The sequence below is a fragment of the Gracilibacillus dipsosauri genome, from assembly GCF_003176895.1.
In the GTDB taxonomy this organism is placed as follows: domain Bacteria; phylum Bacillota; class Bacilli; order Bacillales; family Amphibacillaceae; genus Gracilibacillus; species Gracilibacillus dipsosauri.
In genome coordinates this window covers 448,106-471,525 of record NZ_QGTD01000004.1, presented here as the reverse complement: position 1 = coordinate 471,525, position 23,420 = coordinate 448,106, and the positions used below count along the sequence as shown (strand labels likewise).

The 23,420-nt window shown below is 38.0% G+C and carries 21 protein-coding genes, 2 tRNA genes and 1 other annotated feature; of the genes, 5 read left to right on the top strand and 18 right to left on the bottom strand.

What is annotated here, in order from left to right; translation table 11 throughout:
* Positions 1-24 precede the first annotated feature (24 nt).
* A complete protein-coding gene (locus DLJ74_RS04085; RefSeq protein ID WP_054860850.1) occupies positions 25-459 on the bottom strand; it encodes an RrF2 family transcriptional regulator in 435 nt (144 codons plus the stop codon).
* A 186-nt stretch (positions 460-645) separates the two neighbouring features.
* On the opposite strand from DLJ74_RS04085, the gene hmpA reads away from it, so the two are divergent.
* Positions 646-1,872, top strand: coding sequence for an NO-inducible flavohemoprotein (hmpA, locus tag DLJ74_RS04080; protein ID WP_109983455.1), 1,227 nt, complete (start codon positions 646-648; stop codon positions 1,870-1,872).
* Between the two features lie 52 nt (positions 1,873-1,924).
* Here the strand turns inward: hmpA and acsA are convergent, their stop codons facing one another.
* The 4 genes from acsA to DLJ74_RS04060 all read right to left on the bottom strand — a co-directional run bounded on the left by acsA (position 1,925) and on the right by DLJ74_RS04060 (position 5,963).
* The gene (gene acsA, locus DLJ74_RS04075) at positions 1,925-3,643 is read right to left on the bottom strand and encodes an acetate--CoA ligase (protein ID WP_109983454.1); all 1,719 of its coding nucleotides are present in this window, start codon (positions 3,641-3,643) and stop codon (positions 1,925-1,927) included.
* Between the two features lie 302 nt (positions 3,644-3,945).
* Entirely contained in the window at positions 3,946-4,932 is a 987-nt protein-coding gene (locus DLJ74_RS04070; RefSeq protein WP_054788592.1) for a 3-oxoacyl-[acyl-carrier-protein] synthase III C-terminal domain-containing protein, read from the bottom strand.
* 70 nt (positions 4,933-5,002) lie between these two features.
* Positions 5,003-5,356 (bottom strand): hypothetical protein, encoded by a 354-nt coding sequence (locus DLJ74_RS04065; RefSeq protein ID WP_054860849.1) that lies wholly within the window; start codon positions 5,354-5,356, stop codon positions 5,003-5,005.
* 148 nt (positions 5,357-5,504) lie between these two features.
* Positions 5,505-5,963 (bottom strand): GNAT family N-acetyltransferase, encoded by a 459-nt coding sequence (locus DLJ74_RS04060; RefSeq protein WP_054860848.1) that lies wholly within the window; start codon positions 5,961-5,963, stop codon positions 5,505-5,507.
* Positions 5,964-6,090: 127 nt separating this feature from the next.
* Between DLJ74_RS04060 and DLJ74_RS04055 the strand changes: the two genes are divergently transcribed.
* The 4 genes from DLJ74_RS04055 to DLJ74_RS04040 all read left to right on the top strand — a co-directional run bounded on the left by DLJ74_RS04055 (position 6,091) and on the right by DLJ74_RS04040 (position 8,221).
* A complete protein-coding gene (locus DLJ74_RS04055) occupies positions 6,091-6,687 on the top strand; it encodes a bifunctional transcriptional activator/DNA repair enzyme AdaA (RefSeq protein WP_109983453.1) in 597 nt (198 codons plus the stop codon).
* A complete protein-coding gene (locus DLJ74_RS04050; protein WP_109983452.1) occupies positions 6,656-7,150 on the top strand; it encodes a methylated-DNA--[protein]-cysteine S-methyltransferase in 495 nt (164 codons plus the stop codon). Before DLJ74_RS04055 ends, DLJ74_RS04050 begins: the two co-directional genes overlap by 32 nt.
* Positions 7,151-7,178: 28 nt before the next feature.
* Positions 7,179-7,826 carry an endonuclease III domain-containing protein gene (locus DLJ74_RS04045; RefSeq protein WP_054860845.1) on the top strand — a complete coding sequence of 216 codons (648 nt, stop codon included), beginning with the start codon at positions 7,179-7,181 and terminating at the stop codon, positions 7,824-7,826.
* A 92-nt stretch (positions 7,827-7,918) separates the two neighbouring features.
* On the top strand, positions 7,919-8,221 hold the full coding sequence (locus DLJ74_RS04040) for a putative quinol monooxygenase (protein WP_109983451.1): 303 nt from the start codon (positions 7,919-7,921) through the stop codon (positions 8,219-8,221).
* 11 nt (positions 8,222-8,232) lie between these two features.
* Here the strand turns inward: DLJ74_RS04040 and DLJ74_RS04035 are convergent.
* The 13 genes from DLJ74_RS04035 to recF all read right to left on the bottom strand — a co-directional run bounded on the left by DLJ74_RS04035 (position 8,233) and on the right by recF (position 23,336).
* Positions 8,233-8,305: transfer RNA gene (locus tag DLJ74_RS04035), tRNA-Arg, on the bottom strand.
* 88 nt (positions 8,306-8,393) lie between these two features.
* Entirely contained in the window at positions 8,394-9,215 is an 822-nt protein-coding gene (gene proC / locus DLJ74_RS04030; RefSeq protein WP_054860843.1) for a pyrroline-5-carboxylate reductase, read from the bottom strand.
* Between the two features lie 160 nt (positions 9,216-9,375).
* Positions 9,376-9,468, bottom strand: a tRNA-Ser gene (locus tag DLJ74_RS04025).
* A 101-nt stretch (positions 9,469-9,569) separates the two neighbouring features.
* A complete protein-coding gene (serS, locus tag DLJ74_RS04020) occupies positions 9,570-10,844 on the bottom strand; it encodes a serine--tRNA ligase (RefSeq protein WP_109983450.1) in 1,275 nt (424 codons plus the stop codon).
* Positions 10,845-10,952: 108 nt separating this feature from the next.
* Positions 10,953-11,171, bottom strand: a binding site (T-box leader).
* Positions 11,172-11,762 (bottom strand): pyridoxal 5'-phosphate synthase glutaminase subunit PdxT, encoded by a 591-nt coding sequence (gene pdxT / locus DLJ74_RS04015; RefSeq protein ID WP_054788580.1) that lies wholly within the window; start codon positions 11,760-11,762, stop codon positions 11,172-11,174.
* Positions 11,763-11,781: 19 nt separating this feature from the next.
* A complete protein-coding gene (gene pdxS / locus DLJ74_RS04010) occupies positions 11,782-12,666 on the bottom strand; it encodes a pyridoxal 5'-phosphate synthase lyase subunit PdxS (RefSeq protein ID WP_054860841.1) in 885 nt (294 codons plus the stop codon).
* A gap of 119 nt (positions 12,667-12,785) precedes the next feature.
* Entirely contained in the window at positions 12,786-14,123 is a 1,338-nt protein-coding gene (locus DLJ74_RS04005) for a serine hydrolase (RefSeq protein ID WP_109983449.1), read from the bottom strand.
* A gap of 210 nt (positions 14,124-14,333) precedes the next feature.
* Positions 14,334-15,806, bottom strand: coding sequence for an IMP dehydrogenase (gene guaB / locus DLJ74_RS04000; protein WP_054788578.1), 1,473 nt, complete (start codon positions 15,804-15,806; stop codon positions 14,334-14,336).
* A gap of 399 nt (positions 15,807-16,205) precedes the next feature.
* Positions 16,206-17,273 carry an HD-GYP domain-containing protein gene (locus tag DLJ74_RS03995; RefSeq protein WP_245902252.1) on the bottom strand — a complete coding sequence of 356 codons (1,068 nt, stop codon included), beginning with the start codon at positions 17,271-17,273 and terminating at the stop codon, positions 16,206-16,208.
* A gap of 25 nt (positions 17,274-17,298) precedes the next feature.
* Complete coding sequence (gyrA, locus tag DLJ74_RS03990; RefSeq protein WP_109983448.1) at positions 17,299-19,770, bottom strand: DNA gyrase subunit A; 2,472 nt, start codon at positions 19,768-19,770, stop codon at positions 17,299-17,301.
* Between the two features lie 127 nt (positions 19,771-19,897).
* The gene (gyrB, locus tag DLJ74_RS03985; RefSeq protein ID WP_219987216.1) at positions 19,898-21,820 is read right to left on the bottom strand and encodes a DNA topoisomerase (ATP-hydrolyzing) subunit B; all 1,923 of its coding nucleotides are present in this window, start codon (positions 21,818-21,820) and stop codon (positions 19,898-19,900) included.
* A 102-nt stretch (positions 21,821-21,922) separates the two neighbouring features.
* Positions 21,923-22,210 (bottom strand): extracellular matrix regulator RemB, encoded by a 288-nt coding sequence (gene remB / locus DLJ74_RS03980; protein WP_109983447.1) that lies wholly within the window; start codon positions 22,208-22,210, stop codon positions 21,923-21,925.
* Positions 22,211-22,223: 13 nt separating this feature from the next.
* Positions 22,224-23,336, bottom strand: coding sequence for a DNA replication/repair protein RecF (gene recF, locus DLJ74_RS03975; protein WP_109983446.1), 1,113 nt, complete (start codon positions 23,334-23,336; stop codon positions 22,224-22,226).
* Between the last annotated feature and the right edge of the window lie 84 nt (positions 23,337-23,420).

Sequence of the window (23,420 nt, the reverse complement as noted above, 5' to 3'; positions counted from 1 at the left end):
TTTAAAAGAACAGCCCAAAAACAACTAATCCATATCCATTAACAAACGTAATTCATCGCTATTCTCCACTAAATCCTCTAGAGTATATTTATCTAACACAAGGAAAAATGCCGCCATTGCTTCTGATACGACATGTCGGAGCTGACATACTGGTGTGATGACACAATGATCCGTACCACTATCAAAGCAATCTAATAAATAAAAATCATTCTCCATCAAGCGAATGACCGCTCCAATATTAATCTCTTTTGGATCCATTGCTAGCATAATTCCTCCATTACGTCCTCTAGTTGTTTCAATATACCCATTCACACTTAATTGATGGACGACCTTGCGAATATGCTCGGTAGAGATGAAGAAAGTATCGGCTATCTCATTGATACTCGCCTTTTCTCCTCTTTTAGAAGCTGTATATATGAGCACACGTAGTGCATAATCGGTATATTTTTTAAGCCGCATAATAAGCCCTCTTTTTCATTTTAATTACCATTAAGTCTACACACAATCTGCTAGCAATGACAAGAAATTGCTACAATGCTGTAACAGAATTGTCATACTTCGGGCCTAATAGTGGTTGGAATACCTCTTAAAACATTATACAATTAAACATGTATAGAAAATACATGTTTTAAGAGGAGTGTTTCGATGGGCACGTCAGTGAGTGAAAAATTAGACCAAAAAACAATCGAAATCGTAAAATCTACGGTTCCTGTATTAGAGGAGCATGGGCAAGCGATCACTTCAGAGTTTTACAAATTATTATTTACTAATCATCCGGAATTAAAAAACATATTTAACCAAACCAATCAAAAAAGAGGAAGACAACCACAAGCTCTAGCCAATGCTGTCTATGCTGCTGCAGCAAATATTGATCAACTAGAAAATATACTACCAGTAGTTATTCAAGTCGGTCACAAACATCGAAGCCTAAATATTCAACCAGAGCATTATCCGATTGTTGGGGAAAATTTATTAAAAGCGATGAAGGCTATTTTAGGAGATGCTGCTACAGATGAAATTCTAGAAGCTTGGGCAAAAGCTTATCAAGTAATCGCTGATGTCTTTATTGATGTGGAAAAAGGGATGTATCAAGAAACAGCAGAGCAAAAAGGTGGCTGGACTGGTTATCGCGATTTCACTGTCTATAAAAAAGAAAAAGAAAGTGATGTTATTACTTCTTTTTACTTAAAACCAATGGATGGTGGGGCATTGCCAAGCTTTGAAGCTGGTCAATATTTAACCGTAAAAGTAAAGGTGCCTGGTATTCCTTATACTTGCCAACGCCAATATAGCCTTTCTTGTAAACCAAATGAAGAATATTTTCGAATTAGTGTGAAAAAGGAACCTGCTATTTCGGAAAATCCAGCTGGTGTAGTATCCAACTTTCTACATGATCATATAGAGGAAGGCCATACAATAGCAGTTAGTGCACCAGCAGGCGATTTTGTTTTAGATAATGAGAGGAAGCCACTTGTCCTCATTAGTGGTGGTGTAGGATTGACTCCATTAACTAGTATGCTAGAGACCGTTGTGGAAACACAGCCAGAAAGAGAGGTTTACTTTATCCATGCTGCGCAAAATGAAAAAGTACATGGCCTAAAATCAGCAGTTCAAAGCATTGCAGATCAACACGATAATGTGAATACTTTCACAGTTTATGAGAATCCATTTGATCCTGCATTATGTGATAAAACGGGGTATATTGATCTCGATTGGCTTCGATCTATTATCCCGACTAAAGATGCTTCCTTCTATTTCTGTGGACCTGAGCCTTTTATGAAAGCAATTTATCAGGCATTACAAAAATGGGGAGTAAACGAGGGTCATCTTAACTTTGAATTCTTTGGACCAAAAGGGGACTTAGCAAGCTAAGGATGACAAAAATCCGGAGCTTATCTTCATTTAGATAAGCTCCGGATATTTTTTATTCTTCTAATGTAGACGTATCTCCTGTCGGAAGTCCAAGCTCCCATGACTTAAGAAGTCGGCGCATAATCTTTCCACTTCTTGTTTTCGGTATACTATCTTTTATTTCAATTTCACGAGGAGCAGCATGTGCACTTAACCCTGTTTTGACAAATAGACGAATATCCTCTAACAATTCATCACTTGCTTCATAGCCAGGATTTAGTGTAATAAAAGCTTTTATGATTTCTCCACGCTCAGGGTCTGGCTTTCCAATAACCCCTGCTTCTGAAACCGCTTGGTGCTCAATTAATTTACTCTCCACCTCAAATGGCCCTACACGTTCTCCAGATGTATTAATCACATCATCTAAACGACCCTGGAACCAGAAATAACCATCCTCATCCATATACGCACTATCTCCCGATACATACCAGTCATTAATAAAATAGCTTTCATATTTCCCAGGATTGTTCCAAATAGCACGCATCATAGATGGCCAGCCTTTTTTAATTGCAAGGTTCCCCATTTGATTTGGAGGTAGCTCATTTCCCTCATTATCAACAATTGCTGCATCTACACCTGGAATTGGTTTCCCCATAGAGCCTGGGCGAATTTCCATACAAGGTAAATTAACGATTAACATAGCACCTGTCTCTGTCATCCACCAAGTGTCATGAATTCGTAAACCAAGTACGCGCTCACCCCATGTTATGACCTCTGGATTAAGCGGCTCCCCTACACTCATAATATGGCGTAAATGAGAGAAATCATATTGCTTCACCAACTCATCACCAGCACTGACAAATTTTCGTAAGGCAGTTGGAGCGGTATACCATATCGTAACCTTGTATTTTTCTAGCGTCTCATACCACGATTCTGGTGTGAAGCGGCCACCACGAATAACATTGGTAACCCCATTTAACCATGGAGCAAAAATTCCGTAGCTTGTTCCCGTTACCCAGCCTGGGTCAGCAGTACACCAATATATGTCATCCTCTTTTAGATCAATAACCCATTTACCTGTTGCATAGTGTTGAATCATCGCATGGTGAACATGGTAAACGCCTTTCGGTTTTCCTGTCGAGCCTGATGTATAATGAATCAGCATCCCATCTTCTAAATCAACCCATTCAATATCGAAGGAATCAGAGGCATTATCGATCTCTTTTTCAAAATCAATGAATTTATCCCCATCGACATCTTGATCTGCATGGAACAATAGAACCTTTTCCAACTGCGGCAGCTCCTCTACAGGAACACGATCTAATAGCTCAGGAGTTGTTATGAGCATTCTCGCTTCACTATCCTCTAAACGATCTCGAACCGCTTGCTCCATAAATGCCTCAAACAATGGCCCTGCAATCGCTGCGACCTTAAGAATACCGAAAAAGCTTGCATAAAATTCAGGGCTTCTCGGCATAAAGAGAAATACACGATCGCCTTTTTCTATTTGATGTTTCTTTAAAACATTTGCTACTTGATTACTTTTTTTGCTTAGTTGTTCAAAGGTGATAGATTCTTCTCGACCCGGAGCAGAATATTGTAAGGCAATTTTATCTTTTTTCGTTGGATCTTCCGCATGCTTATCAATAGCTTCATAAGCTGCATTGACTTTCCCTGTTTTATACCAGCTGAATTCTTTCTTGATTTCCTCCCAATCGAAATCTTTTCTACTTGTTTCATAATTCTTCAAATTGTAGTTTCCTTGTCTTGCTGGAATCTTCGTCATATCCATCCCTATCACTCCTTAACAGTGTAAACGTTTGCAAAAATATTTCAAGTAAAGAACCTATAATCTATTGTATCGAAATCTTCTCAGAAAGCAAGGGGGGTAAATCCCATTTATTTCAATTTAATAGGATCCCCCCATGAAGCAAAACGTTATATAAGTGATGTTAGAAAAACTTGACTTATCTCGAAGTAGTAGCGAAAGCCTTAGTTTTACTTATACTTTGCACATTTCAAAATTTTCACTACGTCGAGTTTCTTCATGCAAAAATCTTATAATCTCTTAATGTGTAAAAAAACTGTTAATTTTTAATATTGATAAAGCATTGCCACGATTTGAAATCCAGATCCGATCGTCCAGAATAGTACATTGTCTCCTCTTTTGATTCGGCCAGACTTTATTCCTTCATATAAAGCAATAAAAGGACTACTCGTTCCTGTATAGGCATAAGTATCGCCTACATAGATTATTTTTTCTTGATCGATTTGATAATGATCTTGAATTTTAAGAATATTAGATAAGGCAAATTGTGAAAAACAGCATGCATCAATATCCTTTATCGATAAACCATTTCTCGCTAATAATTGATCAATCATTTTATAGGTCGGTGGTAAAGCAACATTTCCATCAAAAGGAAGCCAATTAATTGCTTGTACATCACTCTTACCTTTAACGGCTTTGGTTAATCCATGTGCTGGGTAATTAATCTTGTCCTTAAAGACAGAGTCTGTATGATAGCTAGCATCAATAAATCCTGTATTCTCATCGGTCTTCTCCAAAATGACGGCACAAGCTGCATCACCGTAATTAGCATAAGTAATTTCTTGTTCGGGATTAGCAATTAAAGAATTATAATCAGAGCCTACGATGAGTGCTGTATGTATATGTGGATTTGCGAGCATATATCTTGAAGCCTGCTCCACAGCCACTGTCATCCCTGCACAGTTTGCATTAGAATCCTTTATGATGGTATCATGATCTGCTTGAATCTCTGCATGGACATACATTGCATTTATCGGAAAGGTCGTTTCAGGAACCTGTGTAGAGAATTCAATATAATCTAGATCCTTCCCTGTCATTCCTGCTCTTTCTAAGACACGCTTTGTTGCTTCTAGAGCCATCGTAAGACCATTTTCCTCCACCTTGTCGATAACATATCTTTTCTCTCTTCCCATAACTTCAAGAAAATGCTGTATATCTCTACCCTTTTTCTGGAAATGATTTATATAAAAGTCATTTTCAATGACATGATTCGGATGATAAATATCAATTGCCTTGATTTTAATGTTTGGCACCATTAACTCCCCCCTTCTGATATAAGAAAAGTGCATACTACAAATACAGGGACCTTAACGATCCCTGTTTTTAAGCCTCTTCTATCTCAGCATTTCTTAGTCCAGCACTTTTAGCAACTCGAAGAAGTTGTAATTTTAAAGTTGGTTTTTTTTCTGTCACAAACACTACTTTGTGGAACCCTGAATTTTTATAAAGCTGAAAAGAGTGTTCGAGTAATGGCACCATTTCCTGTGTAATAACATTCATGTTCGTACAATCTACCTTCAGTGTGTAATCACTCGCTTCTACAGAACCTACTTTTGATTCATAATCTCTATGGAAATTTTTCGTTTGTTCTTCCGTAAACGTTCCTTCCACTTTCATGTTGATTGTTTTTGATTCCTTTTTTACCTCAATGATGTAGCTTCCTGTCAATGTTGACAATTCATCCTCTTCCTTTCTATGATAATAGACTTATAAAAATGTCCATTTTTTATATTAATAGGATAATAATCCTATAACATTTTAAATGATAAGGAAGAGAAGTAGGACTGTCAACTTATTCGCGACAAAGTTAACAAAAATTTAAAGATTATAACTTTAGCTTCATGCCTTCGTGTGTTGCGGAGAAACCTAGTCTTTGATAGAATTGTAGCGCTTCTGGCCGTTGTTTATCTGTTGTCAATTGTACTAAATGACACCCCCGTACTTTTGCCCTATCTATAGCATATTGAATTAACTTTGTGCCTATCCCTAACCCACGCACAGATGCTGATACTCTTACACCTTCAATCGTTGCTCGCCATCCTCCTTGATGCGTCAAATATGGAGTAAAGGTGATTTGTTCGACCCCTATCACCTCATTGTCTCTGCAAGCTACAATTAGCTCATTATTCTGATCGGCAGAAATAGCCATAAAAGCATGCAGATAACACTCGGGTAATGGTAGTTCATAACGTTCTCTTTTGGAGCCTAATCGATCATCTGCCAGCATTGCAACAATTTTATCGAGATCCTGTTTTGTTGCCTCTCTTAACCTTACTTCCGCCATTAAAAGCACCTCCTCCTTTTATAATAATGGAAAACACAAAAAGCTTTTACTATATTGCTTTTCTATTCCAAAATACATTCATTTTGACGATTACCATTTATAATAGATGGTAAGAGGTGATATCAAAATGAGTAGAAATATTACGGATGAACAATGGAAGGCAATTATTGAGAATAATAAAGAATATGATGATCAATTCTTTTATGCTGTCAAAACAACGAAAGTATTTTGCAGACCTTCCTGCAAATCTCGTGTTCCGAACTACAATAATGTCACGATTTTTGATCGAGCGGAAGATGCATTACAAGCTGGCTACAGACCTTGCAAACGATGTAAACCAGGTGGATATCACCTACCTGATGAAGAATGGGTATGGCAGATAGAGACTTTTATAAAAGAAAATTATACTACTCATTTAACTTTAAGGGTAATTGCAGAAGGTTGCCACGGAAGCCCGTTTCACCTACATCGAGTTTTTAAAAATAGAAAAGGGATGACTCCAATCGAATATTTACAACGAAAGAGAATCGAGAAAGCGATGAAATATTTGTTAGAAACAAACTGGTCTATTCGTAGAATTGGGGAATTAATCGGACTTCCTAATCCTTCTCATTTCGCAACATTATTTAAAAAATATACGAAGCAAACACCAAGAGAATTTCGAAAAAGAAAGAGGAGCGAGGTGTTGATCGATGAACATTTATTATGGAATGATAAGGCATGAAGGTTGGTATTTTTATATTGGTGCAACGAACAAGGGGTTATGTTTTGTTGGTTCACAGGATAAAGGATTCACTGAGCTAGAAAATTGGTATAAGAAAAATAGACCGAATACAAAACTTATCAAAAACGAGCCCTTCGTTCAATCCTATGGTCGTCAATTAGTAGAATATTTAAATGGAAGTCGCCAAAAATTTGATTTTCCATTAGACTTAAAAGGGACGGATTTTCAAACTACTGTCTGGACGGAGCTTGGGACCATCCCGTTTGGAGAAACCAAATCCTATACAGATATTGCAATTCGTATTGGAAAACCGAAGTCTGTTCGTGCTGTAGGTAGAGCGGTTGGATTAAACCCCCTTCTAATCGTCATTCCTTGTCACCGTGTCCTTGCAAAAAATGGACAACTTACTGGGTACCGTGGTGGTCTAATGATGAAAAAAAGATTGCTCGAATTGGAAAAATGAAAAAAGTTTACGCTAGGGGAGAATCTATATGGAACAAGACTATCTACTACTTTATAAAACATTATTTGATCATTATGGTCCACAAAACTGGTGGCCAGCAGACACCCCTCTTGAAATGATGATTGGTGCGATACTTGTTCAAAATACAAACTGGCGAAATGTCGAAAAAGCACTCATAAAGTTAAGGCCATATTTGGGTGCTGAAGCTCTCGATCGATTACAAGAGGAAGAGCTTGCACAGCTGATAAAACCAAGCGGATTTTTCAATATAAAGGCGAAACGAATAAAGTCATTCATTCAATGGTGGAAGCAATACAATTTTTCCTTAAATAGAGTTAAAAAGCTGGAAAAGGAAACCTTAAGAAAAGAACTACTAAATGTTCACGGTATAGGTAGGGAAACTGCGGATGTGATGCTACTTTATGCCCTAGATAAGGCTGTATTTGTTGTGGATGCATATGCTAGAAGGATCTTTTACCGAATCGGATACGATATGCCTAACTCCTATGACCAATTTAGGCTGGAGGTAGAACAGACTTTTCCTGAGAAACTAGATGTCTTTAATGAATTTCACGCACTACTAGTCGAGCATGCTAAGCAATACTGTCGAACAAGACCACTATGTGATAAATGTCCTTTATCTTCTATTTGTAAGAAACGAGTGGAGGGAGATTAAACGACTAGTACGAAGAAGTCCGCAATTAGGAAGAAATCTATCAATCATAACTATAGTAGAATGAAGGCAAATACGTTGAAGGGAGAATTTGCATGAATTCAAATAAAGTAATAATAGCTGGGTGGTATACAGTAGAAGCAAAGAAGCGAGATGAAGTGGTGGAATCTTTTGAAGATTTAATAAAAAGAGCTCGACAAGCTCCAGGCTGTCTCGACTTGGCGATTACTGCTGATCCAATTGATCCTACACGGATCAACAACTTTGAATTTTGGGAATCTGAGGGAGACTTAGGAGCATGGCGATCTGTTGCAAATCCACCAAAAAAGATATCGCCTATTATTGAAATAGAAATGCAAAAGCATGAAATTAAACAATCCGGACCACCGTTTAATTAATAAACAAATGACGGCCCTAGCAGGATTCGAACCTGCGACGCATCGTTTAGGAAACGAACGCTCTATCCCCTGAGCTATAGGGCCATTATCTATCATTCAAAAAAACTAACATTGTTATTATATCTAGAAATAGAAGGAGAAAGCAAGGCATAAACAAGCCTTGCTTGTTCCTTTATTTCTCAAATAAGCTACGCAATTCCTTTGATTTATCTGTAGCTTGTTCAAGGCAATTCATTACTGCTTTTTGGAAGTCATGGGAGGCTAATGCCTTGAGACCAGCTTCTGTTGTTCCACCTGGACTCGTTATTTTTTCACGAAGAGTCTTCGGTGAGTCACTTGAGGTAGCTAGCATCTGTGCAACACCCTTTAACGTTTGTGTCATAAGCTGTTTGGCCACCTCTTTATCAAGCCCTTTTTCTATAACAAATTGCTCCATTGCTTCTACCATATAATAATAGAAGGCTGGTCCACTTCCTGCAAGGGCAGTAAAGGCATCCATCTCTTCTTCGTTTATTACAGTAGTTGTTCCAATCGCATGAATCAAGGTTCTAACAAGCTCTATTTGTTCCTCGTTCACATTGTTACCACTCGCTATAGTCGTAGCAGATTGCCCGATCATAGCAGAAGTATTTGGCATTACACGAATCACAGGATTATTGGTCCCGATCTGCTTTTCCATATAGCCCGTAGAAATACCAGCTAATAAGGAGACAATTATCTTATCTTCTGTTAAAAATTCACGTATTTCTGCAGTGGCTACTTTCACATCCTTTGGCTTCATTGCAAGGACAATAATCGTCCCTTGCTCTATCGCTGCTTGTTTATTTTGGGTTGTCTGAATCTTATATTTGTGCTCTAGTTCTTGTAATCGGTCCTTATTAGAATGATTAGTTGCGATTATTTGCCTAGAAGGGACAATTTCTTTGGCAGTCATTCCTGCAATTATCGCTTCTGCCATTGATCCCGCTCCTAGAAAGGTAATGGTTTCCTTCATCATGGTTCACCCTTTTTCCTATGTATATGACACTCATTATAAGCGAAAATAGTGATCGACAACAATCATTTAACTTAGAGAAAATCTCTATAAACGTATAAAAGAATCGTTACAATAACGATTCTTTTACTATATAATCTCCAATTTTGTGTTCAATTAATGGCGGAGGAGGAGGGATTCGAACCCCCGCGGGCCGTGAAGCCCCTGTCGGTTTTCAAGACCGATCCCTTCAGCCAGACTTGGGTACTCCTCCATATTTTGCTGACGACAAGTTATAATATAACATAATCAAAATAATGAGTCAATAGTGAAATTCGTCTACCTCCCATTTTTGATGGAGGTAGACAAACATGCTTACTTGATTACTGTTTTCCCACCCATATATGAAACTAAAACCTCTGGAATAAGAACACTGCCGTCCTCTTGCTGATAATTCTCTATGATCGCAGCAACTGTACGTCCAAGTGCTAATCCTGAGCCATTTAATGTATGGACAAATTCTGGCTTGCTTTTTTCATCACGACGGAAGCGAATACCAGCACGTCGAGCTTGAAATGCCTCAAAATTAGAACAAGAAGAGATCTCGCGATAGGTATCATTACTAGGCATCCAAACCTCGATGTCATACTTTTTCGCTGCTGTAAAGCCTAAATCAGCGGTACACATGCTCATTACTCGATATGGGAGCTTGAGCAATTGTAATACCTTCTCCGCATGGCCAGTTAGCTCCTCTAACACCTGATAAGAATCTTCTGGCTTGACGAATTGTACAAGCTCTACCTTGTTAAATTGATGCTGACGAATAAGTCCTCTTGTATCTCTCCCAGCAGATCCAGCCTCAGAACGGAAGCTTCCACTGAAGGCTGTAAATTTTTGTGGTAAATCCTCTTCACTCAAAATATCATCACGGTAATAGTTCGTTACAGGCACCTCGGCAGTTGGAACGAGAAAATAGTCCCAGCCCTCAATTTTAAAGGCATCCTCTTCAAACTTAGGTAGCTGACCTGTACCTGTCATACTTGTACGATTCACCATGTATGGTGGGAGCATTTCTTGATAGCCATGCTCATCTGCATGTAGATCCATCATAAAGTTCATTAAGGCCCTTTCGAGTCTTGCGCCTAAGCCTTTATAAAAAACAAATCTACTTCCAGTTACCTTGGCTGCTTTTTCAAAATCTAAAATGCCTAAATCAGTCGCAATGTCCCAATGGGCTTTTTCATCAAATTCGAAGCTTGGAGCCTCTCCCCATGTGCGAACCTCCACATTATCATCTTCTGTTTCACCGATTGGCGTAGATTCATGTGGAATATTCGGAATGGATAGCATTATTCCCTCGAGCTCTTCCTCCACTTGCTTTAATTCTTGATCAATGGATTTAATTCTATCGCCAACCTCACGCATTTCTACAATTTTATCATCTGCATCCTTTTTTTCTTTTTTCAATAAAGAAATCTGTTTAGATACTTCATTTCGCTTTGCCTTCAGCTGTTCCGTTTCGGCAATTAGATCTCTTCTTTTTTGGTCCAAATCACCAAAGCGGTCAAGATCAGTTAAATCTTCACCACGATGGGCTAGCTTTTGTTTTACTTCCTCATAATGATTACGTAACATTTTTCTATCTAACATAGTTATTACCTCCTAAAATTAGTGTAGAGTCTCTTAACAGTAGGGAAAAAAAACCTACTGAAAACCACTCTTTATCTATACAAAAAACTCCCATCCCTATAGTAAAAAAATAGGGACGAGAGTTTACCCGCGATACCACCCTGATTGGAGAAAAATAGCTTCTCCCAGCTTGATTAAGAAAATAACGGCTTCCTAACCGGATATATCTACTATAGCTTCAATATATCGCTCCAGGATGGATTCTCCCTTTTCTATTACTAGTTCACACCAGCCACTAGCTCTCTTTTAAATAGAAATAAGGATACTATTTCCTATCAACACTTTTTATTAATTGGCAATAGCTGTTTTTGCCTCTTTTACCATCTCGATAAAATAGCCTGTAAGACGATGATCATCCGTCAATTCTGGATGAAAAGCACTACATAGTAGATGACCTTGCTGTGCTGCTACCACCTTACCATCATAGGTTGCTAAGACGTTCACATTTGGTCCAACCTCTACAACATAAGGTGCTCGAATAAATACTGCTTCAAAGTCTTCAGCTACACCTTTGATTTCTAATTCTGCTTCAAACGATTCCTTTTGTCGACCAAAGGCATTTCTTTCTACCTTCATATCCATTAAGCATAGATGGGCATTTTCCTGGCCTACGATTTCCTTCGACAATAGAATTAACCCTGCACATGTTCCAAAAATTGGCTTACCTTGTTGTGCAAAATTCATTAATGGTTCAAGGAAATCATATTTATCGATTAAACGTCTCATCGTCGTACTTTCTCCACCAGGTAAAATTAAGCCATCTATCTCAGCTAATTGTTCCTTTTGTTTAATGACCATACCTTCAGCACCAGATGCTTCAATCGAACGAATATGCTCTCTAATCGCCCCTTGTAGGCCTAAAACACCTATTTTTAGCATTTTTCTATCTCCTCACTTATTACCAACCACGATCTTGCATACGTTGTTCAGGAGCAATTGTACTAATTTCCAAACCTTTCATTGCTGTACCAATACCTTTGGATACTTTTGCAATTAATTCATAATCTTCATAATGAGTGGTTGCTTCCACAATTGCTCTAGCAAAGTTAGCAGGATTGTCTGATTTAAAAATACCTGAACCAACGAAGACACCATCTGCGCCTAATTGCATCATTAATGCAGCATCAGCCGGTGTTGCAATGCCACCTGCTGCAAAGTTTACAACAGGAAGACGACCATTTTCTTTAATATCTAATAGTACTTCATATGGTGCACCTAGTTCCTTCGCATATGTCATGACTTCGTCATTGGACATATGCACTAATTGACGAACCTGTGCATTTACTTCACGCATATGACGTACAGCTTCAACGATATTACCAGTTCCTGGCTCACCCTTTGTACGAAGCATGGCAGTACCTTCTCCAATACGACGAGCAGCCTCGCCTAAATTACGACAACCACATACAAATGGAACGGTATATTCCTTTTTATTTAAGTGGAAAACTTCGTCAGCCGGTGTTAATACTTCACTTTCATCAATATAGTCAACACCCATCGATTCTAACACACGAGCCTCTACGATATGGCCAATACGCGCCTTTGCCATAACAGGTATAGTAACAGCATTCATTACCTCTTCTACAATTGTTGGGTCTGCCATACGTGCTACTCCGCCAGCAGCTCGAATATCAGACGGTACTCGCTCTAATGCCATTACCGCAACAGCACCAGCTTCTTCTGCGATCTTCGCTTGCTCTGCATTGACAACGTCCATAATAACGCCGCCTTTTTGCATTTCTGCCATACCTCTTTTTACTCTATCTGTTCCTACTTTAGACATGATTGTTTCCCCCTAATAAGATTTGCCTATCCTTAAATTTCATCCATACGAATCAGTTTATACTTCTTTTATTATATAACAAAAATTTAACAAATGCCAAGTGCTTAAGTTGGGATACTTTAACTAAAGAGACCTTTTACAAAATCGACAATAGTTGAAAAGATATTTCCAAAGAAGTCACCGATCGCCTCTAATGTGAGCATGAACCAATTAGACTTCTCTACTGCTTTTGAAGCGACCAAATCTACTGTTTGTTCATTATCTCCTTGTAGATAAGCATTTTCCCCTTCTCCCTTATATTGGAGAACTACTTCACCAAGCTTTTCTCCTTTCTTGATAGGGGCAGTCAACGAACCATCTTTATTTAATTTCTTTTCATCTAATTGATAAGTAACCTCATATAGGTCTTCTTCGCCTTTTTTAATCATAGAGGTAATACTATCTTTTGCCTCTACCTCTACTTGATCTTTCTTCCCTTTTTCAACAGGAATAACCGATTCTCCTTCGATTTGATAGCCTTTAGGGAATAGCTCTACTTGATCGAATTGAGTGAAACCATATTCCATTAATTTTTTCGTTTCAGCGAATCGTTCCCCTTCACTGCTTGTCTTCATCACTACCGTAATGACGCGACGGTCACCTTGCTGAGCTGTTCCTGTAAAGCAGTATCCTGCCTCTGTGGTATACCCCGTTTTAAGACCGTCTACTCCTTCATAACCATATTGCGTAAAGTTATTATCCTCCCATGGTAACATCCAATTGAGGTTTTGCAATGGTCTTCCATCTAATTCAGAGCGCATTTTACTAGAGAATTCCAATGCTTCTGGATAGTCATTGATGAGATGATAAGCTAGCTTTGCTGCCGAACGAGCTGACATTAAATTATCGGCATCAGGCTTTGTTCCTTCTGGATAATTTTCTCCTAAGTCGGCATTGGATAGTCCAGTGGAATTAACAAATTGATATTCCGGAAGCCCCAATTCCTCCGCTTTTGCGTTCATCATTTTTACAAATTCTGATTCTGACCCTGCAATTAATTCTGCTAGGGCGATCGTTGTAGCATTATCGGATATAATCGACATTCCTTCATACAGTTGGCGAACGGTATATTGCTTATCTTGAATGAGTCCGATTCCAGAAAAAGTTGGGTTTGCTGATATACTATATGGATAATCACTAATCTGTGTAGTTGTCTCCCAAGTAATCTCTCCATTATTAATCGCTTCTAATACTAAGTATTCTGTCATCATTTTCGTCATACTTGCAGGAGGTAACATTTGATCTGCATTTTTTTCATACAGTATTTTTCCTGTATTGGCATCAACGACGATGGCAGACTCTGCATTTACTTCCACGGTTCCAGCTGCTTGCGTTTCAAAAGGTTTTATAGCAAATGTAGCCATTGCTATGGTTACAATCATTAATAGTATACTAATTTTTTTTGACAAATTTCTCACTATTTCTACCTCCAACAATTTTTTGCACGAAAACATTTTACCACAACTCGTACAAATAGAAAATAACGCTATATAATCATTCTTGAAATAGACACAATCAAAAACAAAAAAAACCTGTTTCCTTAGCAATATGAAACAGGTGTTAATCGTCGGTAAGCCCCCTCTAATGGAAGTCTCACTTAAGATTAGTTTTTTTATAGCAATGAGGAACTAGGATATGGAATAATTTGGTGATTCCTTTGTTATTTGTACATCATGTGGATGACTTTCACGAAGTCCTGCACCTGTCATACGAATAAACCTTGCATCTTTCCGCAATGCTTCTAAATTCTCCGCACCACAATATCCCATTCCAGAGCGTAAACCACCTAATAATTGATGCACTGTATCCGCTAAAGGACCTTTATAAGCTACCCGTCCCTCAATTCCTTCAGGCACTAGTTTTTTAGTATCATCAGATTCTTGGAAATAGCGATCTTTCGAGCCTGATTTCATGGAGGTAATAGAACCCATTCCACGGTATACTTTGTACCTACGTCCTTGATAAATTTCCGTTTCTCCAGGACTTTCAGATACACCAGCAAATAGACTACCTAGCATAACGGCATGTGCACCTGCGGCAATAGCCTTTGCTATATCTCCAGAATACTTAATTCCACCGTCTGCAATGACTGGGACATTATATTTAGCCGCTTCTGTTGCACAATCATTAACAGCTGTAATTTGAGGTACTCCTACACCTGCCACTACGCGAGTCGTACAAATAGAACCAGGACCAATTCCAACTTTAATAATGTTCGCACCTGCTTCGATTAATGCTCTTGTTGCTTCAGCTGTAGCAACATTACCTGCAATGATATCTAACTCTGGATATTTCTCACGAATCACCTTTACCTGATCAATAACCCCTTTGGAATGCCCGTGCGCTGTATCTACGACGATCACATCCACACCAGCTTCCACAAGCTTTTCGATTCGTAACATGGAGTCACCCGTTACCCCAACAGCTGCACCAGCCAATAATCTACCTTGCTTATCCTTTGCAGAGTGTGGGAATTCAATCACTTTCTCAATATCTTTAATCGTAATAAGCCCTTTTAAGACTTTATTTTCGTCTACTAATGGTAATTTTTCGATTTTATGCTTTTGTAGAATTTTACTTGCTTCCTCTAAGGTTGTCCCAACTGGAGCTGTCACTAAGTTCTGACTTGTCATTACATCTGCAATTTTAATTGAATAGTCCTCTATAAATCGGAGATCACGATTCGTTAAAATACCAACCAATACTTGATCTTTTTCATTATTTACAATAGGCACACCAGAAATCCGGAATTTAGCCATTAAATGCTCTGCATCAAATACTTGATGCTCTGGTAGTAAGAAAAATGGATTGGTAATCACACCACTTTCAGAGCGCTTAACTCGATCTACCTTTTCGGCTTGCTCCTCAATCGACATGTTTTTATGAATAATACCTATTCCGCCTTGTCTTGCCATCGAAATTGCCATTTTTGCTTCTGTTACAGTATCCATCCCTGCACTGATAAATGGAATATTCAATGTAATGTTATCCGATAGCTTTGTTTGAACAGATACCTCTCTTGGTAGAACATTAGACTCTGCTGGCATTAGCAATACGTCATCAAACGTTAGACCTTCTTTAACAAATTTGTCTTCTCTCACAGATAGACCTCCTTCTTTTAATTGGGAATTCTATTAGAAAAACTCGCATTCGCTCGTCTTTTAGCGAATGCCTAGTTTTTCTTATACTTAGTACCTTAAAATCTCTGCTACATCGAATTTCTACTGCGTAGAGATTTTTATACTTTCTTAACGTATAAAACGAGGAAAAATCAGTTTTCCCTTTGATAGAAACTAGTGAAAACTAACGGTAATTGAGGGTTTTCTTCCTAAACTATTGTTATTTACAATACGACATGTTCATACGTTTTTCAAGCCTTTTTTCGGGTGAATAATCACCATAAAATTTAAAACACAACAAAATCAATGATGTAAGAGTTTACATGTTTGAATAAAAAAATAGAGCTGATCATAAAATCAACTCCTTACTCTTCCTTGTCTCTATTTTAATATCTTTTCAATAAATAACGTTGGTTTGTCTTTTAATGAAATGATTTTTGCATCCTCTACAAGTTGAACCACTGGTCTAACAGGTGTGTCTCTTTTGATCGATACAATGAGAGCTTCCTTCCCATTGGATAATAAGACCCTTGTTCCAATGGAATAGTAAAAAAAAGAATCTACGAATACTTGTAAAATAGTCGCATCCAATTTATGCTGCGAAAGCTTTAGCATTTCCTCCACCACTTTGAATGGTGACTGCTTCCTTCGGTATAACCGTTCCGATGTCATCGCATGATACGTATCAGTTATCGCAATTATTTTAGCATATAGATGAATTTCATCACCCTTGACACCTAATGGATAACCACTTCCATCCCCCCGCTCATGATGCTGTATGATTCCAAGCTTCACATCCTCACTTAATGAAGTTATATGCTCCACTAAACGATAGGAGAGTCTCGGATGATGCTTCACCTCATCGTATTCTTCTACAGTTAGCTTATCTTCTCGATGAAGAAAAGCTGGATTCAATTTGGCCATTCCACAATCTGCTAGTAAACCGGCAAGTCCGACTTTGTCCCATTCTTCTTTATATCCTAATTTTTTGGCTAAATAGGCTGAAATTAGTGCGATAGATATACCATGATGATAGAAATAATCTTTCTTTGAAGCATATTCATACAATAAAAAGAGATCCAAGGTTATTTTATCTACAAGCTCAAACAATGGTGTCATAAGTGTAGTTAATTCCTGTATATTAATCGACACACCAGTTTGCCAATTCGTAAAAAATTGCTTATAATGCTTCACTGCTTTCAGGTACAGTCTTTCAAAAGCCATTTCTTCTCTCTTTTTTTCTAATTGCTTTTCCCCTATCTTCTCTGGTTGAAAATCTAATCCTGTCACTAACTTGCTTGAGACTTCCACAGTAGAGATTCCAAAGTTTTTTAGTAACTTTATGTGATGTTCCTCAATGACTGTGTTACTTTCAATAATCGGATGATCGGATTTACCAATTACCGGCTCTAATACTATACATCCTGGGACTAACTGCTTTGGATGCACCTGCAATCGGATCACAACCCTTATCTTAATTTTCTTCTTGCACTTCTCCTTCTTCTTCGGAATCTTCCTCAGGGTCAATCTTTGCAACAGTTGCTACTTTTTCTTCTTCCTGTAAACGAATTAATCGAACCCCTTGTGTATTTCTTCCAGTTGTAGAGATACCCTCGACCTGCATTCTGATTAAAACACCAGAAACCGTCATAATCATAATATCTTCTTCGCCTGTGACTGTTTTAACGGCAATTACCTCTCCTGTTTTATCTGTAACATTACAGGTAAAAATTCCTTTACCGCCTCGGTTTGTTCTACGATAATCCTCTACAGGTGTACGTTTTCCATAACCATTTTCGGTTACATTTAGGACATAGTAGCCATCCTCAATAATTTCCATGGATACTACCTCATCATCATTTCGTAGAGAAATACCTTTCACACCTGCTGCGGTTCGCCCCATAGATCTTATTTGTTCTTCCTCAAAGCGAATAACATAACCATTTCTCGTACCGATTAAAATATCCTTCGTTCCATCTGTTAATCGAACCGAAATTAATTCATCATCATCCCTTAAATTTAAGGCAATTAAGCCACCTCTTCTAATATTAGAAAATTGTGTTAAAGAGGTTCTTTTGGATATACCGTGTTTTGTCGTAAAGAAGAGATACCAATCTTCATGGTATTCTGATACCGTAATCACTGCATTAATCCATTCACCTTGTTCAATTTCTAATAAATTAATAATCGGAATTCCTTTTGCTGTTCGATTAAATTCTGGGATTTCGTAGCCTTTTGCTCGATAGACCTTCCCTTTATTAGAGAAAAATAGCACAGTGTCATGAGTAGAGCATGATACTAGATGCTCGACAAAGTCATCTTCATTTGTGCCCATCCCTTGGATACCTCGTCCACCTCTTCGTTGTGCTCGATAGGTTGATGCTGGGAGACGTTTAATATAGCCACGATGGGTCAAGGTAATGACAATATTCTCTTCAGGAATTAAATCTTCATCCTCAATTAAATCAATGCCACCACTGACAATTTCGGTTTTTCTCTCATCATTATAGCGTTCTTTAATTTCGATTAATTCCTCACGAATGATTTCTAAAATCTTTTCTTCATTGGCCAAAATAGCCTTCAATTCTTCAATTAATGCTTTAATCTCTTGATATTCTTCTTCGATCTTTTCTCGTTCTAAACCAGTTAGACGTTGCAAACGCATATCTAAAATAGCCTGAGCTTGTTTTTCAGAAAGCTTAAATTCATTCATTAAGCCTTCTCGAGCTATTTCTGTCGTTTGAGATTGGCGAATTAACGCAATGATCGCATCAATATGATCAAGTGCAATACGTAACCCTTCTAAAATGTGGGCTCTTGCTTCCGCTTTGTTTAATTCATATTGTGTTCTTCTTGTGATGACTTCTTTTTGGTGTTCTAAATAATATTGTAAGCATTGCTTTAAGTTCAACACCTTTGGTTGTCCATCCACAAGTGCTAGCATATTAATACCAAAGGATGTTTGTAATGATGTTTGTTTAAAGAGATTGTTTAATACCACATTCGGATTGGCATCACGTCTTAATTCAATCACAATTCGCATCCCTGTTCGATCCGATTCATCGCGTAAATCAGTTATTCCCTCAATGCGCTTATCTCTTGCTAAGTCGGCAATCTTCTCAATTAGTTTCGCTTTATTCACCTGATAAGGAATTTCTGTCACAAGGATTCTAGCTTTCCCATTCGCTTGTTCCTCTATTTCCGTTTTGGCTCGAAGCGTGATCGCACCTTTTCCTGTTTCATAAGCTCTTCTAATTCCGCTTCTCCCTAGAATTTGCCCTGCTGTTGGAAAATCTGGCCCATGAATATATTCTTCCATTAATTCAGAAATAGTGATTTCAGGATTCTTACTGATGGCAAGAATAGCATCAATCGTTTCTCCTAGTTGATGTGGTGGGATATTCGTTGCCATCCCAACTGCAATACCTGATGCACCATTCACTAATAAATTCGGAAATTTAGCAGGTAACACCTTTGGTTCTTTTTCTGAGCCATCATAGTTATCCATATAATCAATCGTATTTTTATTAATATCTCGAAGCATTTCCATCGATATCTTGGACATACGTGCTTCTGTATAACGCATCGCCGCTGGAGGGTCACCATCTACCGATCCAAAGTTCCCGTGACCATCCACTAACATATAGCGAAAGCTAAAATCCTGTGCCATTCTAACCATCGCATCATATACAGCAGAGTCCCCATGTGGGTGATATTTACCTATAACATCTCCAACAATACGAGCAGATTTTTTATAAGCTTTATCTGCATGCATACCTTGGTCATTTAGTGCATATAATATTCTACGATGGACTGGCTTTAACCCATCTCTTACATCAGGAAGTGCACGGGACACAATAACACTCATCGCATAATCTAAAAAAGATGTCCGCATTTCTTGTCCAATATTTATTTCTTGTACTTGTGGACGTATATTATCCACCATAAATCATTACCTCCTATTCATTGCAGGAACAAAAGCATAGAAGCGCTAGGCTAACTCTTCTTCTCATTCCTTAGCGCTCAGAGTTGGATATGATCACCACCATCCAACATCTCGTTATTGCTAAACCTTAAATATCTAGATTTTTGACATATACGGCATTATCTTGAATAAAATTACGCCGCGGCTCTACCTTATCACCCATTAACATATCAAAAATTTGATCGGCATCCATTGCATCCACTAGATTGACTTGAAGTAATGTCCTTGTGTCTGGATCCATCGTTGTATCCCAAAGCTGTTCTGCATTCATTTCTCCAAGACCTTTATAGCGCTGGATTCCTGGCTTCGGTTGTCCTGGTAATTCCTGCAATAATTGATCCAACTCCCTGTCACTATATGTGTAATGAACCGCCTTTCCTTGTTTTACCTGATAGAGTGGTGGCTGTGCAATATAAACATAGCCATGCTCAATTAATGGTCGCATAAAACGAAAGAAAAAGGTTAACAATAGTGTACGAATGTGAGCACCATCAACGTCAGCATCTGTCATAATGATAATTTTATGGTAACGAGCCTTCGTGATATCAAATTCCTCACCAATACCTGTCCCTAATGCAGTAATAATGGTACGAATTTCATTATTGGATAATATTTTATCTAGTCTAGCTTTTTCCACATTGAGTACTTTCCCTCGTAATGGGAGAATTGCTTGGAAGTGTCTATCTCTTCCTTGTTTAGCTGAACCACCTGCCGAATCCCCCTCTACGATATAAAGCTCACTGATCGAAGCATCTCTAGAAGAACAATCCGCTAATTTACCTGGAAGATTAGAAACCTCTAATGCCCCTTTTCTTCTAGTCAATTCTCTTGCTTTCTTCGCAGCAATTCTAGCTCGTGAGGCCATCAGACCTTTATCTACTATTATTCTCGCGGTATTCGGATTTTCAAATAGAAACTTACTAAACAGTTCACTAAATGAAGCATCTGTAATGGTCCTTGCTTCACTATTACCTAATTTAGTCTTTGTTTGACCTTCAAACTGTGGATCAGGATGCTTAATCGATATAATGGCCGTTAAACCTTCTCTCACATCGTCTCCAGACAAGTTCGGGTCATTTTCCTTAAACAAATTATTCTTTCTTGCATAGTCATTAATCACACGTGTTAAACCTGTTTTAAACCCAGATTCATGGGTACCACCCTCATGTGTGTTAATATTATTCGCGAAAGAATAGATGTTACTAGCAAATCCTTCATTGTATTGTAAAGCAACTTCTACTTGAATGTTGTCTTCTTCTTTTTCTGCATAGAATGGTTCATGTAATACTTCTTTTGAACGATTCAAATGCTCGACATATGATTTAATTCCACCTTCATAATGGAATGTTTCCGTTTCTTTATCTTCTTCTCGATTATCTTTAATCGAAATAGTTAAGCCTTTATTTAAGAAGGCTAATTCTCTTAAACGAGTGGCTAGTATATCATACTGATAAACCGTTGTTTCCGTAAAAATCTCTGGATCTGGCTTAAACCTAGTGCGTGTCCCTGTTATATCTGTATCGCCAATAACGTGAAGATCTTCTTTTGGTTTCCCTTGGCTAAAGCTTATATAATGGATTTTTCCATCCCGATGCACATATACCTCTAGCTCCGTCGAAAGTGCGTTCACAACAGAAGCACCTACCCCGTGCAAACCACCAGAGACCTTGTAGCCTCCACCACCGAATTTACCACCTGCGTGTAGTACGGTCATAATGGTTTCTACCGCTGGACGACCTGTCTTCTCATGCAAGCTTACAGGAATCCCACGACCATTATCGACAACCGTAATACTATTATCTTTCTCAATAAAAACCTCGATATGATCACAGTAGCCTGCAAGTGCTTCGTCTATACTATTATCTACAATTTCCCATACTAGATGGTGAAGACCTCTTTCATTCGTAGAACCAATATACATACCAGGTCTTTTTCTAACTGCCTCTAGCCCTTCTAATACTTGGATCTGATCGGCATCATATACTTGTTGTCCTGTACTTTTTTCTTCCATTGTCATATCCATCACCCACATTCCTCTAATTAATAATGGAAAAATATTACTTATCATCACGATCAGTGGGAATGAAGAACACCCACTGATGAAAATCTCACTTTATGATTCTTCGTAGTTTTCTGAATAATCTTCTAGTTTGCTAATGGTAGAGATCATACTCGCTCTCTTTTTTAGTGTTAAAACAGAGAGTGGACTGTAATAAACTTTATTTGTTGTAATAACAATCGCTTTCGTTAGATCTTCCTCTGTTGCAATAATTTCTTTTTCCCTTCTCAACTCTTGTAGCATTTCCTCATTGATGGTAGATGAAGTGACTAAGCTATAATCTATAATGGCAATAACATCTTTAGATTGAATAACATGGTCGTCTCCAATATGAATAAACATTTTATCCCCACTTTTATCTCGTTATATTTCCATCATGAACCTTGAATATTTCCGCTTTTTTCAATGTTTGGTGATCAATGCCATCCACACTCGTCGTGGAGACAAACGTCTGAACCTTCCCTTCAATCGTATCTAATAAATGGGACTGGCGGTAATCATCTAATTCACTTAACACATCATCTAATAATAAAATGGGATAATCACCAATTTCTTGATGGATCAATTCAATTTCTGCAAGCTTTAACGAAAGGGCTGTTGTTCTTTGCTGACCTTGTGAACCAAAGGTTTGTACATTTTTACCATTGACGAAAAACGCTAAATCATCGCGGTGCGGCCCTATTAAGGTTGTCCCACGTTCGATTTCTTTGGATTCCATTTTTTCGAACGTGCTCAGGTAATGCTGTAAAATTTCTTCCTTTTGGTCGGAATTCGCTAAATCAATGGTGGCCTGGTATCGAATATCTAAATGTTCAAGGTTACGACTGATTCCACTATGTATATCAGCAGCCCAATTTCTTAAACGTTCAAGGAAATGGATTCGTTTTTCGATAATCATTCCTGCATGTTCGATCAGTTGGTCTGTCAATACATGTAGCATCGTAATGTCTACCTTTTGCTTTTTTTGCAATTGTTTTAATAAATGATTTCTTTGTTTTAAAATTTTGATATATTGCCCAAGATGATATATATAAACAGGCTGAATTTGCCCGATTTCCATATCAATAAAACGCCTTCGTATTTGTGGACTTCCTTTTACTAAATTCAAGTCTTCCGGTGCAAACATGACAATATTTAAAGCCCCAATATAATCACTAAGACGTTTCTGTTCCAGATGATTTAATTTTGCTTTTTTCCCTTTGTTCGTAATCGAAATCTCTAACGGAAATTGGCGGTTTCGTTTATAAACACTACCCTCTATTTTAGCATAATTTTGCTCCCATTGGATTAATTCTTTATCTTTTGTTGTACGATGAGATTTCGAAAATCCTAACACATAGATAGCTTCCATCAAATTAGTTTTACCTTGAGCATTTTCTCCTATAAAAACATTAACTTTATCATCAAATTCTATCGTTAATTTGGGATAATTACGATAATTTAATAATTGAAGTGATTGAATATACATACGAGTTTCCTTTCTAAAGAAACATGCTAGAAAAGCGGACGCCGTCCTTTCAAACAATAGCAAATGGACTGAAAAACGGAGATT